This is a genomic window from Tissierella simiarum (assembly GCF_018917865.1).
In the GTDB taxonomy this organism is placed as follows: Bacteria; Bacillota; Clostridia; order Tissierellales; family Tissierellaceae; genus Tissierella_C; species Tissierella_C simiarum.
Window position 1 is genome coordinate 105,715 of sequence record NZ_JAHLPM010000012.1, and the last position, 18,200, is coordinate 123,914.

At 29.7% G+C, this 18,200-nt stretch carries 21 protein-coding genes; all 21 read left to right on the forward strand.

Annotated features, from left to right (window positions below; all coding sequences use genetic code 11):
* Window positions 1-42: 42 nt before the first annotated feature.
* The 21 genes from KQI42_RS14235 to KQI42_RS14335 all read left to right on the forward strand — a co-directional run bounded on the left by KQI42_RS14235 (window position 43) and on the right by KQI42_RS14335 (window position 18,194).
* Window positions 43-594, forward strand: coding sequence for a GNAT family N-acetyltransferase (locus KQI42_RS14235; RefSeq protein ID WP_216520879.1), 552 nt, complete (start codon window positions 43-45; stop codon window positions 592-594).
* A 278-nt stretch (window positions 595-872) separates the two neighbouring features.
* A complete protein-coding gene (locus KQI42_RS14240; protein WP_216520880.1) occupies window positions 873-1,337 on the forward strand; it encodes a GNAT family N-acetyltransferase in 465 nt (154 codons plus the stop codon).
* 225 nt (window positions 1,338-1,562) lie between these two features.
* Window positions 1,563-2,195, forward strand: coding sequence for an MBL fold metallo-hydrolase (locus KQI42_RS14245; protein ID WP_216520881.1), 633 nt, complete (start codon window positions 1,563-1,565; stop codon window positions 2,193-2,195).
* A 427-nt stretch (window positions 2,196-2,622) separates the two neighbouring features.
* Window positions 2,623-3,234, forward strand: a complete 612-nt coding sequence (locus KQI42_RS14250; protein ID WP_216520882.1) for an NUDIX hydrolase — start codon at window positions 2,623-2,625, stop codon at window positions 3,232-3,234.
* A gap of 144 nt (window positions 3,235-3,378) precedes the next feature.
* Window positions 3,379-4,623 (forward strand): S8/S53 family peptidase, encoded by a 1,245-nt coding sequence (locus tag KQI42_RS14255; RefSeq protein WP_216520883.1) that lies wholly within the window; start codon window positions 3,379-3,381, stop codon window positions 4,621-4,623.
* A 96-nt stretch (window positions 4,624-4,719) separates the two neighbouring features.
* A complete protein-coding gene (locus KQI42_RS14260) occupies window positions 4,720-5,184 on the forward strand; it encodes a class I SAM-dependent methyltransferase (RefSeq protein ID WP_216520884.1) in 465 nt (154 codons plus the stop codon).
* Between the two features lie 200 nt (window positions 5,185-5,384).
* The gene (locus KQI42_RS14265) at window positions 5,385-5,876 is read left to right on the forward strand and encodes an HXXEE domain-containing protein (RefSeq protein ID WP_246566604.1); all 492 of its coding nucleotides are present in this window, start codon (window positions 5,385-5,387) and stop codon (window positions 5,874-5,876) included.
* 525 nt (window positions 5,877-6,401) lie between these two features.
* Complete coding sequence (locus KQI42_RS14270; RefSeq protein ID WP_216520885.1) at window positions 6,402-6,569, forward strand: hypothetical protein; 168 nt, start codon at window positions 6,402-6,404, stop codon at window positions 6,567-6,569.
* Window positions 6,570-7,280: 711 nt separating this feature from the next.
* Window positions 7,281-8,642, forward strand: coding sequence for a YjiH family protein (locus tag KQI42_RS14275; RefSeq protein ID WP_216520886.1), 1,362 nt, complete (start codon window positions 7,281-7,283; stop codon window positions 8,640-8,642).
* A gap of 12 nt (window positions 8,643-8,654) precedes the next feature.
* Window positions 8,655-9,611 carry a threonine ammonia-lyase gene (locus KQI42_RS14280; RefSeq protein WP_216520887.1) on the forward strand — a complete coding sequence of 319 codons (957 nt, stop codon included), beginning with the start codon at window positions 8,655-8,657 and terminating at the stop codon, window positions 9,609-9,611.
* A 272-nt stretch (window positions 9,612-9,883) separates the two neighbouring features.
* On the forward strand, window positions 9,884-10,231 hold the full coding sequence (locus KQI42_RS14285; protein WP_216520929.1) for a tyrosine-type recombinase/integrase: 348 nt from the start codon (window positions 9,884-9,886) through the stop codon (window positions 10,229-10,231).
* A 162-nt stretch (window positions 10,232-10,393) separates the two neighbouring features.
* Complete coding sequence (uppS, locus tag KQI42_RS14290; protein WP_216520888.1) at window positions 10,394-10,828, forward strand: polyprenyl diphosphate synthase; 435 nt, start codon at window positions 10,394-10,396, stop codon at window positions 10,826-10,828.
* Between the two features lie 100 nt (window positions 10,829-10,928).
* Complete coding sequence (locus KQI42_RS14295) at window positions 10,929-11,837, forward strand: aminoglycoside phosphotransferase family protein (RefSeq protein ID WP_246566607.1); 909 nt, start codon at window positions 10,929-10,931, stop codon at window positions 11,835-11,837.
* Between the two features lie 106 nt (window positions 11,838-11,943).
* On the forward strand, window positions 11,944-12,423 hold the full coding sequence (locus tag KQI42_RS14300; protein WP_216520890.1) for a tetratricopeptide repeat protein: 480 nt from the start codon (window positions 11,944-11,946) through the stop codon (window positions 12,421-12,423).
* A 177-nt stretch (window positions 12,424-12,600) separates the two neighbouring features.
* Window positions 12,601-13,425 carry an SDR family oxidoreductase gene (locus tag KQI42_RS14305; RefSeq protein ID WP_216520891.1) on the forward strand — a complete coding sequence of 275 codons (825 nt, stop codon included), beginning with the start codon at window positions 12,601-12,603 and terminating at the stop codon, window positions 13,423-13,425.
* Between the two features lie 632 nt (window positions 13,426-14,057).
* Window positions 14,058-14,576, forward strand: a complete 519-nt coding sequence (locus tag KQI42_RS14310) for a hypothetical protein (protein WP_216520892.1) — start codon at window positions 14,058-14,060, stop codon at window positions 14,574-14,576.
* A gap of 120 nt (window positions 14,577-14,696) precedes the next feature.
* Window positions 14,697-15,206, forward strand: a complete 510-nt coding sequence (locus tag KQI42_RS14315) for a P-loop nucleotide/nucleoside kinase family protein (protein ID WP_216520893.1) — start codon at window positions 14,697-14,699, stop codon at window positions 15,204-15,206.
* Window positions 15,207-15,437: 231 nt separating this feature from the next.
* On the forward strand, window positions 15,438-16,271 hold the full coding sequence (locus KQI42_RS14320) for an alpha/beta fold hydrolase (RefSeq protein WP_216520894.1): 834 nt from the start codon (window positions 15,438-15,440) through the stop codon (window positions 16,269-16,271).
* Window positions 16,272-16,643: 372 nt separating this feature from the next.
* A complete protein-coding gene (locus tag KQI42_RS21430) occupies window positions 16,644-16,877 on the forward strand; it encodes a DJ-1/PfpI family protein (protein WP_216520895.1) in 234 nt (77 codons plus the stop codon).
* Complete coding sequence (locus KQI42_RS21435) at window positions 16,868-17,197, forward strand: DJ-1/PfpI family protein (RefSeq protein WP_343231699.1); 330 nt, start codon at window positions 16,868-16,870, stop codon at window positions 17,195-17,197. The genes KQI42_RS21430 and KQI42_RS21435 overlap by 10 nt, the downstream gene beginning before the upstream one ends.
* 97 nt (window positions 17,198-17,294) lie before the next feature.
* Complete coding sequence (locus tag KQI42_RS14335; RefSeq protein ID WP_216520896.1) at window positions 17,295-18,194, forward strand: phosphotransferase; 900 nt, start codon at window positions 17,295-17,297, stop codon at window positions 18,192-18,194.
* Window positions 18,195-18,200: the final 6 nt, after the last annotated feature.

Consider the following 18,200-nt stretch of genomic DNA (forward strand, 5'->3'; position numbering starts at 1 on the left):
CTAGATACGGGGTTGCATGAGTAAATTAATGGAGGCATAAATATGACTAAACAAGAACCATATAATAGCTTAGAAGAATATAAGAAAAAAATTTTAACAAGCTTACCATTTAATGTAGATATTTTTACTATTAGAGAATTAAATCGTCAAGATATTGACCTATATGTTAGTTGGCCAGATTATCCACCACCATATGAAATGTTTAATACATCTTTAAAGAACAAACCTCTCACAGAAAGAGATAAAAGGTGGGAGAGTTATTGTCAAAATAATAATACTTTAAGCTTAGTAGTTGAATATAAAGAAGAGATGATTGGAAAATTCTCTTTACTCGAAATTGATTGGAAAAAAATGAGTGTAAATAATATGAGTATTAGATTGCATCCACAATGGTGTAATAATGGAAACGGTACTAAAATATTAAAAGGTATTTCTAATTGGTGCTTCGATAATGGAATAGTAAAAATAAAATTTGATGTACTGAGTACAAACCAACGTGCAGTAAAGAGCTATAAAAATATAGGATATAAGATTATTGATAAATTTGAGCATGGAAATGCAACTTTCTATTGGATGGAACTAAGATCAGAGTAGAATAGTATCTTTACTATCAATGTGTATAGGCACAAAAATTTATCGAAGAAATGGATAATTAATAAATTATTCAGATGGTCTTAACAAATCATTGTATTTATGCTGAAGGGTCGTTTCTATAGGGGAGAGCCACACAGGTTTGGAAAAGTAAGATTATCATCTAGATTTTTTTAAACATTTGTCATACTAAGGCGTTATAAGAAATACCGATATCTAGGTTATTCTTTGGAATTTTATTTGATAAGAAGCAAGAATAATTTATATTAGGTGAGGATTAAATGAATAGAGATTATAAAATTATTTCAGTAAATGAAAATCAAAAATTAAAACAGAGATTATTAGATTATGTAAAAACATCGGGATGGAGAGTTTTTCCTTTCTTTAAAGAACAGTTAGAGATCGGATTGGATTCGATAGATGGTGTTCAACAGACTTTTATTCTTATGCGTAAAACAAAAATAATAGGGTTTTGTCAGTTTATTAAGTATGAGTCAATTAATAATCAAAGCTTGACACCATGGATATCTACTCTATTTATCGATGAGGAATATAGAGGAAATAGATTGAGTGGACTACTTATTGAAAATGCAAGAAATTATGCTAAAAAGTTAGGCTATGAGAAATTATATCTTTCTACGGATCATATTCAGCTCTATGAAAAATTTGGTTTTAAAGAAATAGGACTAGATATAGATAAGTGGGGATATCCAACAAAGATTTATGAGATAAATACTGACTACTAAGGCAAATGAGAATAATTTGTACTTTCAGTTTAAGGACACCGCAAATACGAAACCATTATTTGAAAATTCAGGTCTATTGAAGATTTTCTTATACGACTAGAAATTTTTGTACTACTATAATAAAGAGCAATATAACGAATCGTAATAATAGATTATATTCAATATTTGAAATTAATGAATAAGTGCTTATATAAAATTAATTGACTAAACGGGAGGAATGATATTATGAGAATTCAAAAAATAAAAAATAGAGGGACTTTATTTACATATACTACTTCTTCGGGGTGGGATCTAAATGTTCATTTAATTATGAGCGAAAAATATAATTACATCATTGATACAGGATTAGGATCTTTAAGTATCAATCCAATTAAGGAATATATAAAAGATAGTAATAAACCTATTATTGTGATAAATACACATTATCATTGGGATCATATTTGGGGAAACGGTTCATTACGAAATTATATAATTATATCTCACAAATTATGTAGAGAAATGATTGAATCAAAATGGAAAGATATGATGCATAAAAATAAGCAGTATTGTTATGGTGAAGTAGAAATGAATCTTCCTAACTTAGTTTTTGAAAAAGAACTTTATTTTCCAGAAGATAAAATAAGGATTATATATACGCCTGGACATACTATAGACTCCGTAAGTGTAATAGATGAAGAAGAAAAAGTGATAAATGTAGGTGATAATATTGATGAAATTATTCCGAGTATTTATTGTGAAAAAGATCTATATATTGACACTCTTTTAAAGTATAGGAATATGGATTTCGACACTTGTATATCAGGTCATAATGTGATTTTAGGGAAGGAAATTATTGAGAAAATATTGAGCATACTTTAATAATTTTAATCATATTTACAGAATAAAGTTGTTCATTGTCACACAGGATGTTACAAAATAAGATATTTTTAGATAGCGAAAAAAGAGCGGAAGAGATTAGGATAATCTGCCGTAGATAGAAAGAAAGAGACTTCAAACATCAGATAAACAAAATGTTGCTATTTGATTTAGTTTAAGAGTACCTTGAATAAGGACGAGTATCGAACTAAAATATATCTTTTAAATAAAGAAAATTTTGAGCCATCATCAGCAAGGTACATTTCCAAGCCCAAGTGTGCTTTCTCTGGAGCTTGAGAACATCAGCAATCTAAAACGTTATATGATATTGTATATCGAAGAACGTTTTAATTTTGTTTTAAATTTTTTAGGTACAATTGTAGAATAGTATGATACATAAGAAAAACAGATAGATATTAGGGGGATATCGATGGATTATATAAAACAGATTATTGAGTTTACGCCTGCTAACGAACAAGAAAGCCAAGATAAAAAGATAATTCTTGATTATATAGAAAAGTTTCCATGCAATATTTTATTAAGAGAAAATGAATTCGCACATATCACAAGTTCGGGATTTATAATGAACAGAACGTTAGATAAAGTGCTAATGGTTCATCATAACATACGAAATACTTGGGCTTGGACTAGTGGACATGTTGATGGTGATACAGATTTTTTACGCGTTGCAATTAAAGAGGCAAAAGAAGAAACAGGTATAAATGATGTGAAAGCTTTTACAGAAGATATTGTATCTATTGATATTTTACCTGTATTTGGACATATGAGAAGAAATAAGTATGTTAGTGCACATCTACATCTTTCAATAGCGTATATTCTCATTGCGAGTGAAAAAGAAACGCTCATAGTAAATGAAGATGAAAATAGTGATGTCAATTGGTTTGCTTTGGATAAGTTTACTGAAGATTATTTTGATGTTAGTGATGTTTATTTATATAACAAGCTAATTTATAGGGCTAAACAAATTAAAAATAATAAAGAATTACATACTAATGGAATGTACCCTTATTTGCAGCAATAGCCTAAGCTAGGATCATTACAAGATTTCATCGGATATATTAATAATGTTTTACTGAAAAAGATTAAGTTTTCTTTTGGGTATCTAGTATAAGATCAAGAAATAACTAATAAATGTTGCAACTATATTATATGGGGGGAAATTAAGATGAAAAAGTTTTTTTGTCTATTAATGATAATGGTGGTTTTACTGGTTGGATGTAGTCCAACTAAGGTAATAGAAACAGAGTTACCAGAATCATCAGAGCAATCGGAAGAGTATAAGACTTTACTTTCACCAAATAATAAGTTGGGAATTGTAAGAAAGCCTTATGCAGCAGATTATTCTTTCATTAATCCAGGAAAAATGACTGAGTTGCCAAGCTATAATCCAGATTCAGATGAGATATGGCAGATAGATTTAAGAAGTAGTGATTTAACAAACCTTGATTTATCGGAAAGGTTTGAAGATTTAATTTATGCTGATTTTGACAGTAAGACTCAATGGCCTGATAAATTACCTGATGGCTTCGAACCGAAGATGATAATGGAATTAGGGAAAAATCCTGGCTTAGGATTAAGAGAACTCCATGAAAAAGGAATTACAGGAAAAGGAATTGGTCTAGCAATAATCGACCAAGGGTTGTTAGTTGATCATATAGAGTACAAAAAACAATTAAAAATGTATGAGGAAATTCACTGTTCTGATGAAAATGCAGCAATGCATGGACCTGCAGTTGCATCTATTGCTGTGGGCAAGACAGTTGGAGTAGCACCTGAAGCCGATCTTTATTATATTGCCGAAACCCATGGAGTTTACAATGAGCAAGGGGAATTTGATTGGGATCTTTCTTGGCTTGCAGAATCTATAGACCGTATTGTTGAAATTAATAAGACACTGCCTGAAGGGAAAAAAATCAGAGTTATATCAATTTCTTTAGGAATAGGAGGAGAGATGAATGACTATGAAAAAGTATTTGATTCGATTGAAAAGGCAAAACAGGATGGAATATATACTATATATGTAGAAACTGATCGATATTTGGGACTTGATCGTGACCCTCTAAAAAACCCAGATGATGTTAATTCATTTGCAAAAGGAAGGTTCTGGAAGAATATTAGATATAATAATGATAAACTTTTAATTCCTATGGATTCTAGATGTACTGCCAGTCCTACAGGGGTTAATGATTATGTGTTTTATAGGGATGGTGGTATGAGCTGGGCAGTACCTTATGTTGCAGGATTATATGCATTAGCTTGTCAAGTTAAACCTGATATTACACCCGAAATTTTCTGGAGTTATGCATTTGAGACAAGCGATACAATATCTATTGATAACAGTAATGAAGAACAACTTGGAAAAATAGTCAATCCAGTAAGATTGATTGAAAACATTGAGAAAATGAAATAGAATTGAAGATTTTCTCTTAAAAGAACTCTAAATTTATAGATATAATTTTGATTACAATCATGAGTATTTTTAAAAATTAGGAGTGGATAATGAAAAATGGGAAGAACAGCACAAGCTTTAAATATGATATCAGATGGGATAAAAGGGAAAAAAGTTTTAGAAGTTGCATGTGGATGTGCAGAATTTTCTATTGAGGTAGCAAGTGTTGCTGATGAAATACAATGTATAGACTTAGATAGTTTTAGACTATTACCTGAGATAGAAAATCATCCAAAGATTATTTTTAAACAAATGGATGCTACTAAAATGGAATATGAAGATGGATATTTTAATTCCTGTATACTGTATAATGCTATAGGACATTTAACGGACTGCATGGAAGAAATTTTTAAAGAATGTATTAGAGTAACAGCTTCTAATGGCAATATCTATGTTATTAGTTCTTTTAAAATGGACAGAGCTGCTATTGAAGATCAATTAATTCCATGGTTACTATCTAATAACATTACATATATTTTAACAGAAAAATCACCGTTTATTTGTGTGACTATTAAAAGATAATTTTATAATATCTTTTAACCGAGAGTAAAGTTCTGTTAGAGAGAGTATTTCTTTAGAATTCAATAGGGATATGGCAAATACAAGTACGTTGTGAAATCTTATGAAAGAAAGTCAAAAATCAAAAGTTTATTTAGATTGGATTTTTAGATAGAAAAGTGTTGTTTTCAATGCTAAATTATACTTGAAGGAGATGGTGATATTTGTTAGAAATATCGAGTTTGTTTCTATTTTTTCCTCTAGCAATTACATTACATAATTTAGAAGAAGCCCTTTGGTTACCACAATGGTCAAAATATGCACAAAAATTTCATGCACCTGTAAATAAAGATAAATTTCACTTCGCTGTAATTGTAATTACCTTATTAGCATATTTAGCTACGTGTACTTTTATGTTTTTACCTCAAATATTAGTATGTAAATATTTTTACTTTGGTTTTCTGGGAGCAATGATTATTAATGCTATTTTTCCTCATTTAGTTTCGACTATTATATTAAAAAAATATTCTCCAGGTTTAATAACAGGAGTTTTTCTAGTGATACCATCTAATGTTCTTATAATAACATATTCTATATACAATAAAGTAATTAGTTTTTATAAGATAGTATTATCTACAATTGTAGTTGGTACAGTGTTGTTGATTATGATTCCTATTTTGTTTAAGTTAGGAAAAAAATTTATAAGTTATGAGTAGCTTGAAAGATATCGAGGATATGTCTGTATAAAGGGGATGTTACGATGAGATGAATTTAGTCTAAATTAAGCTCAAAATAAATCTTAGGATGAAAAGATGAGCCACTCATGTTTGTAGATATATTTAAATTGAAAAATTCTTACTGTAAGACATCTGTGTTTACGGTACATAGTTCGTATTTAACAAAGGGAATCCTACTTCTATACATCAGATAAAATAGTTTACCATCGTAATAATAATACGTATATGTGGAATTGAGAATGGAAAAGATAATTGTGGTTATTGCAACGATTATCCATGTTCAAAACTTGATGTTCCATTTAAAAATTCTCCAAAGAATAAAAAAATATTAGATCAAATAAGAGATGGATTACAAGAATCGATATGAGTAAAGAGTTCATGCAGTTCTAGAGCCAAATGTTAAAGAAAGGGTTTTGAATATACCTAATTATATTTCAGAGGCGATAAAAAGTAATCTAATTGTGTAAGTTTGGCAGAATAAAGCTCCATAAAATATTTATAGATTTGGAATCAGGAGAAAAACTAGTACTAAATTTAGATGGAGAGGATATAGATGATGACGGTGATGAAATTAAAGAAGCCATTGAAGAATTTATAAAGGTAGAAATTGTGACTAAATATATAGAAACAGTAACAGACAAAGAATTAGAAAAACAAGGTCTAAATAGATAGGTGATAGCAATAAAATTAGAGAGAATAGAATAGAGATTGGAACAAGGTAGATGGCAGATGGCTATCTATCTTGTTTATATAAAGATATTCCTAAGCTTTAATTGATGAATATATTAAAATTGGAGGAATCTCGGAATTAAAGATTTGGCCTATTCTATCGTTGACATTTACACTATATTGCCTTACAATATATATTTATATACATTTTTAATTTTTGAAATTATTTTAATATTGGCAAAATTGGCAAAAAATATAAAGGAGGGATATTTTAGTTATAGCGCTAAATAATATCAAAAGACTAGATATTAAATGTCAAGAATTAAATTTAATTGTTTTGCTTTATGGATTGTAGAATGTATGTCAGAACCCGTCAAGAGTAAAGTCATCTGTTTGGATAGATTAATCGCATATACAGTATAACCTAAATCCATAAGATAGGAATATAGACATACTCAATAGTGATCAGTGACTTCTATATCAATTCGCTTTACAGAAACAACCTCGTTAGACATTCAGTAACTAGGTACTATCTAGCTCATTTGCATATGACTGTAAAGAATAGGCTTAACCACTTCGTAGGAAGACCATGCTTCAATGAGGAGAACTATAACCTCTATCTGTACAGCTATTATCCCATAAAGAGTATAGGATAGAAAAGACAATACACTACAGTAGAAACACTGTAACTATATTATACACGGAGGTTAGAAAATGAATAATTTATACGAAAAGAAGAAATACTCACTTAACGATTATCTTAAGTTTATTATACCTTCTGCTTTAGGGGTATTGCTTTTAATGTTTCCATTTAAGTATGAAGGAGAAACAACTATCGTGGTTGCTTTGCTGGCAGGAAAAGTGACAGGTGGATTAGAAGATATATTGCCTACTATAGTATTAATGTTTATAACATTTACTGGAATTGTAACAATTTTATATAAAATATTTAAACCATCTATTATTGAAAATAGTGAATTTTTAAAAGGTATTTTTAATGTATCTAATTTTTGGACAGCAGTAAGAATAGTGGGATTAGTACTTTGTTTTTTAGTATACTTTCAAATAGGACCAGAATGGATTTGGTCTGAAAGTACAGGTGGATTAATATTAAACGATTTAATTTTAACATTGTTTTCAATGTTTTTATTTGCAGGATTTTTATTACCATTTTTAACGGATTTTGGACTTCTGGAATATGTAGGTGCACTCCTTACTCCTATAATGAGACCTGTATTTCAACTACCTGGACGTTCTTCTATAGACTGTATTGCATCATGGGTAGGAGATGGAACGATTGGAGTTGCTCTTACTAATAGACAATACGAAGAAGGATATTATACTGCAAAGGAAGCATCAATTATTGCTACTACTTTCTCAGCTGTATCTATTACTTTCTGTTTAGTAGTATTGAATCAAGTTGGATTAGTTCATTTATTTGGAGTATATTATTTTACTATAGTTTTAGCTGGAATAGCTGCAGCTATAATAATGCCCAAAATCCCCCCTCTATCTAGAAAATCTGATAGCTACTATACAGGGAAAAAGATGGATATTGGAGAAGATGTTCCAAAAGGTTTTACAAATGCTGAATGGGGAACTTACCTTGCTATAAATAAAGCAGAAAAAAGTATAAATGTTAAAAACTTTATTAAGAATGGAACCAAAACTGTTTTTGATATGTGGCTTGGTGTATTACCTGCTATAATGGCTTTTGGTACGATAGCTCTTATAATTGCTGAAACAACACCAGTATTTAAGTGGTTAGGAATGCCATTTATACCAATACTGAAATTATTCCAAATTCCTTATGTGGTAGAAGCCTCTCAAACTATGGTAGTTGGATTTGCTGATATGTTCCTTCCTTCAGTTATAGGAGCTAGTATACCTAATGAGATGACTCGTTTTGTTATAGCTACCGTTTCTGTAACTCAATTGGTTTATCTATCAGAGGCAGGAGCAGTTATATTAGGTTCAAGAATTCCTATATCCCTTAAGGATTTGTTTTTAATATTCATAGAGAGAACTTTAATTACTTTACCAATTGTTACCTTAGTAGCCCATATAATATTCTAGGAGTTGATATTAATGACCATAATCTATGAAGATGTACTAAAGGCTAAAAAAAGAATAGATAAATATATTTACCGTACTCCTTTAGATAGGTCTATGTGTTTAAGTGATGAAGATATGGATATCTACCTTAAGTTAGAGAGTCAACAGGGTATGAAATGTGCTAAGCTTAGGGGTGCATTGAGTAAACTTACAAGTTTAAGCAATGAAGAAATTAAAAGAGGGATTGTGGCCATATCTTCAGGAAATCATGGAGCAGCTGTATCGTATGCATCCTATCTGTTAGGAATTGAAAATGTAACCATCTATGTGCCAGAAACTACTCCGAAGCCTAAGGTTGAAAAGATAAAATACTATGGAGCTAATGTAATAGGAGTAGGAAAAAATTATGATGAGGCTCATGAGATTGGGCTAGAACGTATAAGGGATAGTGATAGTATATTTGTAGATCCCTGTTCAGATGAGGTGGTAATAGCAGGACAAGGTACAATAGCAATTGAAATATTGGAACAACAGCCTCATATTGATACAATCCTCGTACCAATAGGTGGGGGAGGAATAATTACAGGAATAAGTATAGCTGCAAAACATATAAAGCCAGACATAAAAATCATTGGACTTCAAACTGCAGCTTGCCCTGCAATGGTGGAATCTATAAAGGATAAGAAGTTCTACGAAATGTTTCCTACAGAGCCTTCTATATGTGATGCATTAGTTGGAGGAGTAGGCTATATTCCATATAAGATGGCGGAACAATGTATAGATGATATAATAGTAGTTGAGGAAGAGGATATTGCTAAAGCAGTTTCATTTCTAATCAAGAAAGAAAAGGTAATCAGCGAGCCTGCAGGAGCTATAGGAGTTGCAGCAGTTCGCAAAAATTATTCCACTCTTAAAGGAAGAAATGTGGCTGTAGTTATAACTGGTGGGAATATTGATGAGGATCTGATGGTAAAATTATTAAATAAGTAATGATGAGTTCGTTGAACTCTAGATAAATCCCTTTTTTTAGGATGATAAATTAGCTTGTGTCAACCTGGAAAAAGGGATTTATCTTTATTAATGTGACATAGAGACAGGTTTTATAATGGAGAAAAATAATATCTGGGAAGGGGAGGGATTATAGGGAAAATGTAGAATAACATAAGGAAAGCCTTCATTCCTATGCTAATCAAACCTTAAGTGCAATTAAAATAAATTATCAGAAATATCAAGTAAAGGAGAAGTAGCAAAAATATTAAAAAATAAAGCATAAGACGATATTTTACTTAGTTTATTCATCTAGGTTAAGGGTTGGTGAAGCTGTAAGGCTAAAAGTTAATGATATAGATGAAGATAGGATGCTAGTACATATATTACAAGGTAAGGGAAGAAAAGACAGATATACCTTATTATCTCAAATTGCATTAGATGATGTATCAGTTTACACACTAAGACATTCATTTGCTACACATCTACTAGAAAGTGAAACTGATATTAGAAATATCCAAGAACTACTAGGACATAGTAGGTGGAAAACCACTGAAATATATACATATGTATCAAAAAATAGTATTAGAAAAATAAGAAGTTCTTTGGATGAGATGTTTTAATGGTAGTAGGATTAATTTGGGGAGCTAATGTATGGGCGAAGGAAGGATATTCCTGAATCTTAATTCGGGAATGCAAGAGTTAGACGTCATTAATATTTATTGAAAGTTTGAACTGAAGCTGATAAGCATAACTTTTATTATTTTACTGAATTTTTTAGGGAATTGAGTAAAGATGCCACTGACAATGTCAAAGTCCGTCATGTAGGAATTACAGATAACCTTTCAAGTGAATTACTATATGAAATTAGAAAAACAGAAGAGCTTACGAAAAATAATTGTGGTACCACTTTAAATATAGCTTTAAATTATGGAGGACGTTCAGAAATTACTAATGCCATTCAAAAGTTCTCAAATTCGATAAAGGTTGGAGAGTTTAATATTAAAGATATAAATGAAGATATATTTGATAATTATCTATTTACAGCAGGATTATCAGATGTAGACTTAATCATTAGAACAAGTGAAGAGTGTAGAATTAGTAATTTTTTATTATGGCAATCTGCTAAAGCTAAAATATGGACAACTTCAATTTTATGGCCAGATTTCAAAGAAGAAAATTTGTGGGAAGCGATTAGTTATTATAGCAGTGAAGAATAATGAATAACTATTTTTAAATATTGTATTTTCGTAATAAACTTAACATTTAATATATAAATGGCAGTGTAATATCTTAACCATGAAGGGGGATGAAATCTTGATGACATATTTTAATGATATTCCTGGATCTAATAATTGGGATATGGTGAAACCCATTAACAAAGGATGGTCAAATGATAAAAAATATTATATAAAAACTATAGATGGAAAAGAGTTATTACTTAGAATATCAGATATAACTCAATATGAAAATAAGAAAGAAGAATTTGAAAGCTTAAAACTATTTACTAACATGGATATATTAATGTCTCGTCCTATTGATTTTGGTATTTGTAATAATGGTCAATTAGTTTATTCTTTACTTACTTGGATTAATGGAGAAGATGCTGAAGTTATTCTTCCTAAACTTGATAATAAAGAACAATATTCTTTAGGAGCCAAGGCTGGTGCGTTTCTTAAGCAAATACATAGAGTTCCTGCTCCTCAAAGCTTGTCAAACTGGTCAGAAAAATATAATCATAAAATTGATATTAAGATAGCTAATTATAAAGCTTGTGGGATTCATATTCATGGTGCTGATAGAATAATTGAATATATTGAACACAATCGTTCTCTTCTGCTAAACCGACCACAGACTTTTCAACATGGAGATTATCATGTTGGGAATATGATTATTACACCAGAAGGGGAATTAGGTATAATTGATTTTAATAGAATGGATTATGGGGATCCATGGGAAGAATTTAACCGAATTACATTTTGTGCAAGTATAAGTCCTACATTTGCATCGGGATATATTCACGGATATTTTGATAATATAGTACCTGATTTGTTTTTTAGATTAATGGCGTTATATATTGCAACTAATCAGATTTCATCTATTCCTTGGGCTATTCCTTTTGGAGAGAGGGAAGTAAATACAATGCTTAAACAGGCGCAAAGTGTTTTGAAATGGTATGATGATTTTAAAACATATATTCCAAACTGGTATGTCCCAGACTATGTATAATGAGCATGATTGTCATTATATTTATGTAGCATAAGAGCATAACAAACAATCAGTTTTCAAATTCGTAAGTGAAGTTCACAGATATAACATTAAGGAGAGATTTACTTTGAAGAAATTAGAAATTGCCATTGAATTAAGGAAAGAAGGAAAACTAAAGGAATCAAATGAAATCTTAATAAGTCTTGCAAAGGAATATCCCAATGATCCAATAGTTAATTATCAATGTGCATGGAGCTTTGACGTTTTGGGATTAGAGGCAGATGCAGTATCCTATTATGAAAAAGCTATTTTAATTGGACTGCCAGATAAGGAGTTGCAAGGTGCTTTTCTAGGCTTAGGTAGTACATACAGAACATTAGGACAATATGAAAAATCAAAGGAAGTGCTTGAGCAAGGTTTAGCTAAGTTTACAGAGAATAGAGCGATGAAAGTTTTTTATGCAATGACGTTATATAACTTAAACGAATATTCTAAAGCAATGGAAATATTACTATATAATTTAGCTCAAACATCTTCAGATGAAAACATAAAGAATTATAGAAAGGCAATAGAATTCTATTCTGATAAGTTGAATGAGGTATGGTAATTTTAATAAATATTCAATGTATTATATGATACCTATATATACATTGAAAGTTATAGGTTATGGCTTAGTTGTCACTATTATTGTTGTGAAAAACCTGAATTTTTAGGTGCAGGCAATCATCTCTTATTTATAGCAGAAAAGTAGGCATCAGATTGATATAGAAAAGGAGGACAATATATGACGATAAACTATGTAACAGAAGATTCACCACTTTCTTTAAAAGGGAAAAATATTTTAGTTACAGGAGTTAGTCGTTCAATGGGAATTGGCACAGCTATTGTAAAGTTATTGGCGAAAGCGGGAGCAAACGTAATAATACATGGATATTCAAGCTACGATAAAGCTTTAAAATATCGTGATTCTAATGATGATTTTACAAATACATTAGAGGAAGAGCTAAATAAAAATGGTTATAGTTTAACTATACTACCTCCATCTGATCTTTCAGAAAAAGAAATACCTGAAAAAGTAATTGAGCAAGCAATTAGCAAATTTGGATATATAGATGGACTTGTACTTAATCATGCTTATTCTGTTTGCGCTCCAATTGGAGAATGGACATCAGAGCATATCGACGCACATTTGAACACAAATGTCAGGGCTACCATGCTTATGATACAAGCTTTTGCAAACCAATTGCCAAAAGATAAAAGTGGAGCTATAACGTTGTTTACCAGTGGTCAATATTTGGGACCGATGATAAAAGAAATTGCTTATGCTGTATCTAAAGAAGCAGTTATAGGACTTTGTAAGCAAGCGGCTGTGGCACTAGCACCACAAAATATTCGGGTAAATTGCATAAACCCTGGTGCAACAGATACGGGATATCTTGAGAGTGAAGATTATAAAACAGTAGCTAAAATGTTCCCATTTGGTCGCTGGGGAATGCCAGAGGATGCAGCAAGATTAGTACATTTTCTACATAGTGACTATGCACGTTGGATTACAGGAGAGGTTATTGCAAGTGAAGGTGGATTTAGGAGAGATGTTATTTTAGAATGACGTGCAGATAGTAAGTATGATTTTTATTTATCTTATAATAGGATTAAGATAAGCACTATCTAAATTTGAGAAATATTGAAGCTACGAAGATATTAGGGGAGATTTAAGGAATTCATAAAAGTATGCAGATAAGGAAGAGAAAACATATGAGAAAAATTGACTTCTATTATTGAGGAGATCAATGCCCACATAATCGTATCCGTTGCAAAAGCTAGAGGAGGAATTACCCAAATTAGGATTTAAATCTATAATAGTATAGCTTCTGAGAATACTCCGTTTCCAAATGGTCTCCTTGATTGGTTTTTAAATAAATGAGACAATATATCTTGATAATATGAAGAGAATTTTATAGTAAATGAAGAGGAAAATAGATGTTTATAATAATTTATGTGTATATATGAGATTATAAAAGGTAAGAGATATTATTACTTTTTATGATAATTTTATTATTTAAGGATGATGACAATAAAAAGCAACTAATATTCAATATTGTTTAATGATGAAAAAATTGTCTATTTTCTCCAGGGTATATAGTTTTTTATAGTAAAAAGATTATGACTTAATAATATGTACATTATAAAAAATAAGAAAGAAGCCTTATTTAGAAAATATCATGTAATTAGGAGGTGCAAATGGGTAAAGATGTATATGCTATTTGGATATTAGATGAAACAACTAATAAAAAATTAGATGAGATTAGAAAAGCCTTAAAAGTATTTAATATTGAATATAGTCCTATCTATGGACATATTACGTTTGCAAGTTTTGTCGATATTGACGTAGATGACATTTTACAATATACTAAGAGATTTATAGAAGGGAAAAAATCATTTGACATTAATTGTTCGGCATTAGGATTCTTAACAACCAGCTGTATAGCTTGCATACCTTCTACATCGGGAAAATTATTAGAATATTATGAAGAATATCATCAAGAATTTGATTCTTATTGCAATATGTGGACAAAAGCTGATAATGGACTATGGCTGCCTCACATATCTCTTTATTCTAGTGACACAGAAGATTTAGGAGCAATTATTGGTGAAATGTCGAAAAGATTTGTTCAATTTACTGGAAAAATTGTTAGGATGGAATTATCAGTTTTAAATGAAAATGATTTTAATATTATATACTCTTATGATTTAGAATGAGAAGAGAAAATTATAAAGTTAATTAGTATAAATATAATATTTAGTTTCAATAGACTTATACTATGTGGAATAGAAGGTCAGGATAGTTATATAGTTGACATGTAGGAGGGAGATAAAGTTATGTTTTTATTACAAATGGCAGGGTATCCAGGGGGTGGAAAATCTACTATTTCAAAGATGATTGCCAAGCATTTGAATGTCATAGTTATAGATAGAGATATTATAAAAACTTCAATGATCAATTCAAAAGTACCCAATGACATTGTTGCTGATGCTTCATATAGTGTTGTGTTTGATTTAGCTGAATTTTATTTAGATATGAATATAAGTGTAATAATAGATACTCCTTGCTATTATGAAGAATCATTAAATAACGGCATTAAAATTGCTAAAATGTATGGTGCAGCATATAAATATATTGAATGCAAAGTAGAAGATTATTCAATAATTAAAGAAAGAATAAGCAGTAGAAATGGTCTAGTGAGTCAAATTAAAAATACAACTGAAGAAAACTTTAATAACTCAAAAGATAAATCTAAAAAACTTAGTGATGGAAATTACCTAGTAATTGATACAACATTAGATATGAATTATAACATGGAAATAATAAGGCGATATTTAGAAGTTTAAAATCTAAAGTAGGAGAAAGAGAAACTAATAATACAGGATTGGTCATATAGAATAAGCCTAGCAAAAATATTTTTATCAAAGATATAAGGTTTTAGACTACAGAATGGATGTTGTGCAAATATAAAACTATGCTAAGCGATGGTTTTTTATATTTTTTACACCCAATAAAAAATAAGGACACTTTTTATGATTACTGTTGTAAAAAAAGAAACGATAATAGGAGTTGTTACTATGTTAGAAAAAATCCAGAGATTTAATGGTTCGGAGGTGGAATTAGAATATCTATTAACAGGAGAAGAAAATGTTGAGACCATTATTTTTGTCCACGGAGCTGGTTCTAATTTAAGACAATTTAAATTACAACATGAATACTTATCCAAAGAATTTAGAGTTTTATCAATTTCATTAAGAGGTCATGGAGATTCTTCCAACTCGCTAGATAATACTTCAAAGGGATACACTTTAGAGAAAAATAGAGATGATATTTTAGAATTACTAGAATATTTAAAAATTGAAAAGATTCATTATATAGGAAACTCTGCAGGAGGTTTGATTGGTTATGAGTTAATTATTAAAAAACCACAATTATTTTCTAGTTTTATTACTTTTGGGACCACTGCGGAACTGAAATTATCTAAATTTGTTGTTAATCTAATTTCACAGATTGATAGAGTTATGCTGAGGATAAATCCAAAAAGTTATTACGAGTTTATGAGTAAACATTCTAGTAAATATAATAATATACAAAAAGAAATATATGATTTATTAATACGTACAAAAAAAGGAATTTTAATAAGAAGAAATATTGGTAATTATTCATATACAAACATAATTGAAAAGATTAATATTCCTTTTTTGGTTATCAAAGGTGAATTTGATAATGATATTAACAATAATCTAAAGACTACCATTGAAGCAATTAATAATAACAACAATGCTTCAATTATAAAACTAGAAGGGGCAGGACATTTTGCTAATTTAGATAAATTTGAAGAGTTCAATAGAATAATTGGAGAGTTTATCAAAAGTGTATCCGTATGTAAAGAAAATAAACATAATCTTTAGTTATAGCTTAGATACATCCTTTATTTTATATAAAGGATTACAGAGAAAGAAACTATCACCTTTTTTATAATAGAGTTTGTTTCAACTTAGTTATTATATAGAGATTAACTCATAGTTTATAAAAAATTAAAAGAGAATATCTCCTTAATTCATATAATTTTATCAACAACTTATTAAAACATAGATAATATATAAAAGTATAAGTGTTTAACTTAAAACTTACTTACATAATGGGAGCTATAGCATATCAGCCACACATAAATGGTAATATCAGAGTTGTTTTTTAAGGTATTTTTGATAAAAACAAGTCTGGCATAAATATAAGAATATGCAAAATAGAGATTACCTATGTTAGATGAGGAGGGATATATTATGAAACGAGTAGCAGTGTTATTATATCCAGAGTTTAGTAACTATGAAATGAGTGTAGCATTATCAATTATGGGACAAGCAGAAAAACCTTTCGATGTTTTTGGTTTGACATCAGAACCCATTAAAAGTGAAGAAAATATCTATGTTATCCCACAAATGACATTAGAACAATTGCAGATTGAAAATTACGATGGTCTATTACTTACAGGTTCTATGAATCCAGGATTTTTTTAGAAGACGACCGATATTTAAATTTTGTCAAAGCATTTGATTCGCCAGAAATGATTATTGGAAGTATATCTAGCTCTACAGCTATGTTGGCTAGGTTAGGTATGTTAAAAGGAAGAAAATATATGAGTGGTATTCCAGAAGAATATCTTGAGGAATTAGGATTTGAAAAGGAGAATTGGATAAATGATCGAAATGTAGTACGAGATGGCAATATTATAACTGCTATGGGATTTGGATTTATTGAATTTGGGATAGAATTCGGCAGAGCTTTAAACCTTAATTTCCATCCTGGATGGTATGGGGTGGATAGAAAGCCTGAATAAATTTAAATATAATCTTATGATTCAAAACGTAAACATAGATCAAAAGATAAACCTATAATAGGACACTACTGAAAATTGTACTGACGGAGGAAAATTCATGAATGAGAATATTGATAATTTACTACAGGATTATTCTATTGGAAACATATTAATGATAGAGCCAATAAATAAGGGTAATACTTCAAATGCAATTTATATTTTATCAGATAAGGGTAAATGGATTTTACGCAAACTAAAAAATAAGAATCAAGGGGTTTCTGAATATACCATATCAAATATCTTAGCTAATGATAGTATTTGTCCAAGAATAATAACAACTAAGTCTAATGAAGGATATAGTTATTATGCAGGAAACTACTATAATTTACAAGAGTATATTCAATCTCAACCTATAAATGATGATATAGAGACATTCGAGAAACTTGGAAAATCTTTAGGAATTCTACATAATACTTTAAAAATTGATATAGATTTAATTGAACAGGAAGATAGATTTAGTTTAGAAAATCTATGGAATCAAACTAAAAGTAAATGGAAAGATGTTCAAAATTATTTAAATTATTTTTCCTTTAATATAAATAATCTTGAAAGTTTGATCGATGAAATGATTTTATGTCAGAATATAAAAAATGTATTCATACATGGAGATTTAGGCAAATGGAACTTAATCTATAATTCGGAAAAAATATATGTTATTGACTTCGGAGAAGTAAGAAAAGGAGATAGTCATTTAGATATTGCAGCTGCTTTAACATCTATGGTTAACTTTGATTTAGGTAAAGAATTTGTTTGTGAGTGCTTATCTGTTTTTTATGAAACTTATGTAAATTATATGAAAGATTTTCAGTGGGATGATCTTCAGAGAAATATTCAATTATGGACATTAAGAGGAATACTTGCAACACTACTTTATTCTAATAACGAAAAAACTTCTATCGAAAGAGTAAGAAAGATGATAGACTTAAAGTTAAGTTTTGATGAGATTATCTTAATATAAAACTAA

Excerpts from the sequence above, each read along its gene's own strand:
- KQI42_RS14295 (WP_246566607.1), top strand. The coding sequence starts at position 10,929 with ATGACATATTTTAATGATATTCCTGGATCTAATAATTGGGATATGGTG.
- KQI42_RS14280 (WP_216520887.1), top strand. The coding sequence starts at position 8,655 with ATGACCATAATCTATGAAGATGTACTAAAGGCTAAAAAAAGAATAGAT.
- KQI42_RS14320 (WP_216520894.1), top strand. The coding sequence starts at position 15,438 with ATGTTAGAAAAAATCCAGAGATTTAATGGTTCGGAGGTGGAATTAGAA.
- KQI42_RS14275 (WP_216520886.1), top strand. The coding sequence starts at position 7,281 with ATGAATAATTTATACGAAAAGAAGAAATACTCACTTAACGATTATCTT.
- KQI42_RS14245 (WP_216520881.1), top strand. The coding sequence starts at position 1,563 with ATGAGAATTCAAAAAATAAAAAATAGAGGGACTTTATTTACATATACT.
- KQI42_RS21430 (WP_216520895.1), top strand. The coding sequence starts at position 16,644 with ATGAAACGAGTAGCAGTGTTATTATATCCAGAGTTTAGTAACTATGAA.
- KQI42_RS14260 (WP_216520884.1), top strand. The coding sequence starts at position 4,720 with ATGGGAAGAACAGCACAAGCTTTAAATATGATATCAGATGGGATAAAA.
- KQI42_RS14315 (WP_216520893.1), top strand. The coding sequence starts at position 14,697 with ATGTTTTTATTACAAATGGCAGGGTATCCAGGGGGTGGAAAATCTACT.
- KQI42_RS14335 (WP_216520896.1), top strand. The coding sequence starts at position 17,295 with ATGAATGAGAATATTGATAATTTACTACAGGATTATTCTATTGGAAAC.
- KQI42_RS14305 (WP_216520891.1), top strand. The coding sequence starts at position 12,601 with ATGACGATAAACTATGTAACAGAAGATTCACCACTTTCTTTAAAAGGG.
- KQI42_RS14240 (WP_216520880.1), top strand. The coding sequence starts at position 873 with ATGAATAGAGATTATAAAATTATTTCAGTAAATGAAAATCAAAAATTA.
- KQI42_RS14310 (WP_216520892.1), top strand. The coding sequence starts at position 14,058 with ATGGGTAAAGATGTATATGCTATTTGGATATTAGATGAAACAACTAAT.
- KQI42_RS14250 (WP_216520882.1), top strand. The coding sequence starts at position 2,623 with ATGGATTATATAAAACAGATTATTGAGTTTACGCCTGCTAACGAACAA.
- KQI42_RS14235 (WP_216520879.1), top strand. The coding sequence starts at position 43 with ATGACTAAACAAGAACCATATAATAGCTTAGAAGAATATAAGAAAAAA.
- KQI42_RS14255 (WP_216520883.1), top strand. The coding sequence starts at position 3,379 with ATGAAAAAGTTTTTTTGTCTATTAATGATAATGGTGGTTTTACTGGTT.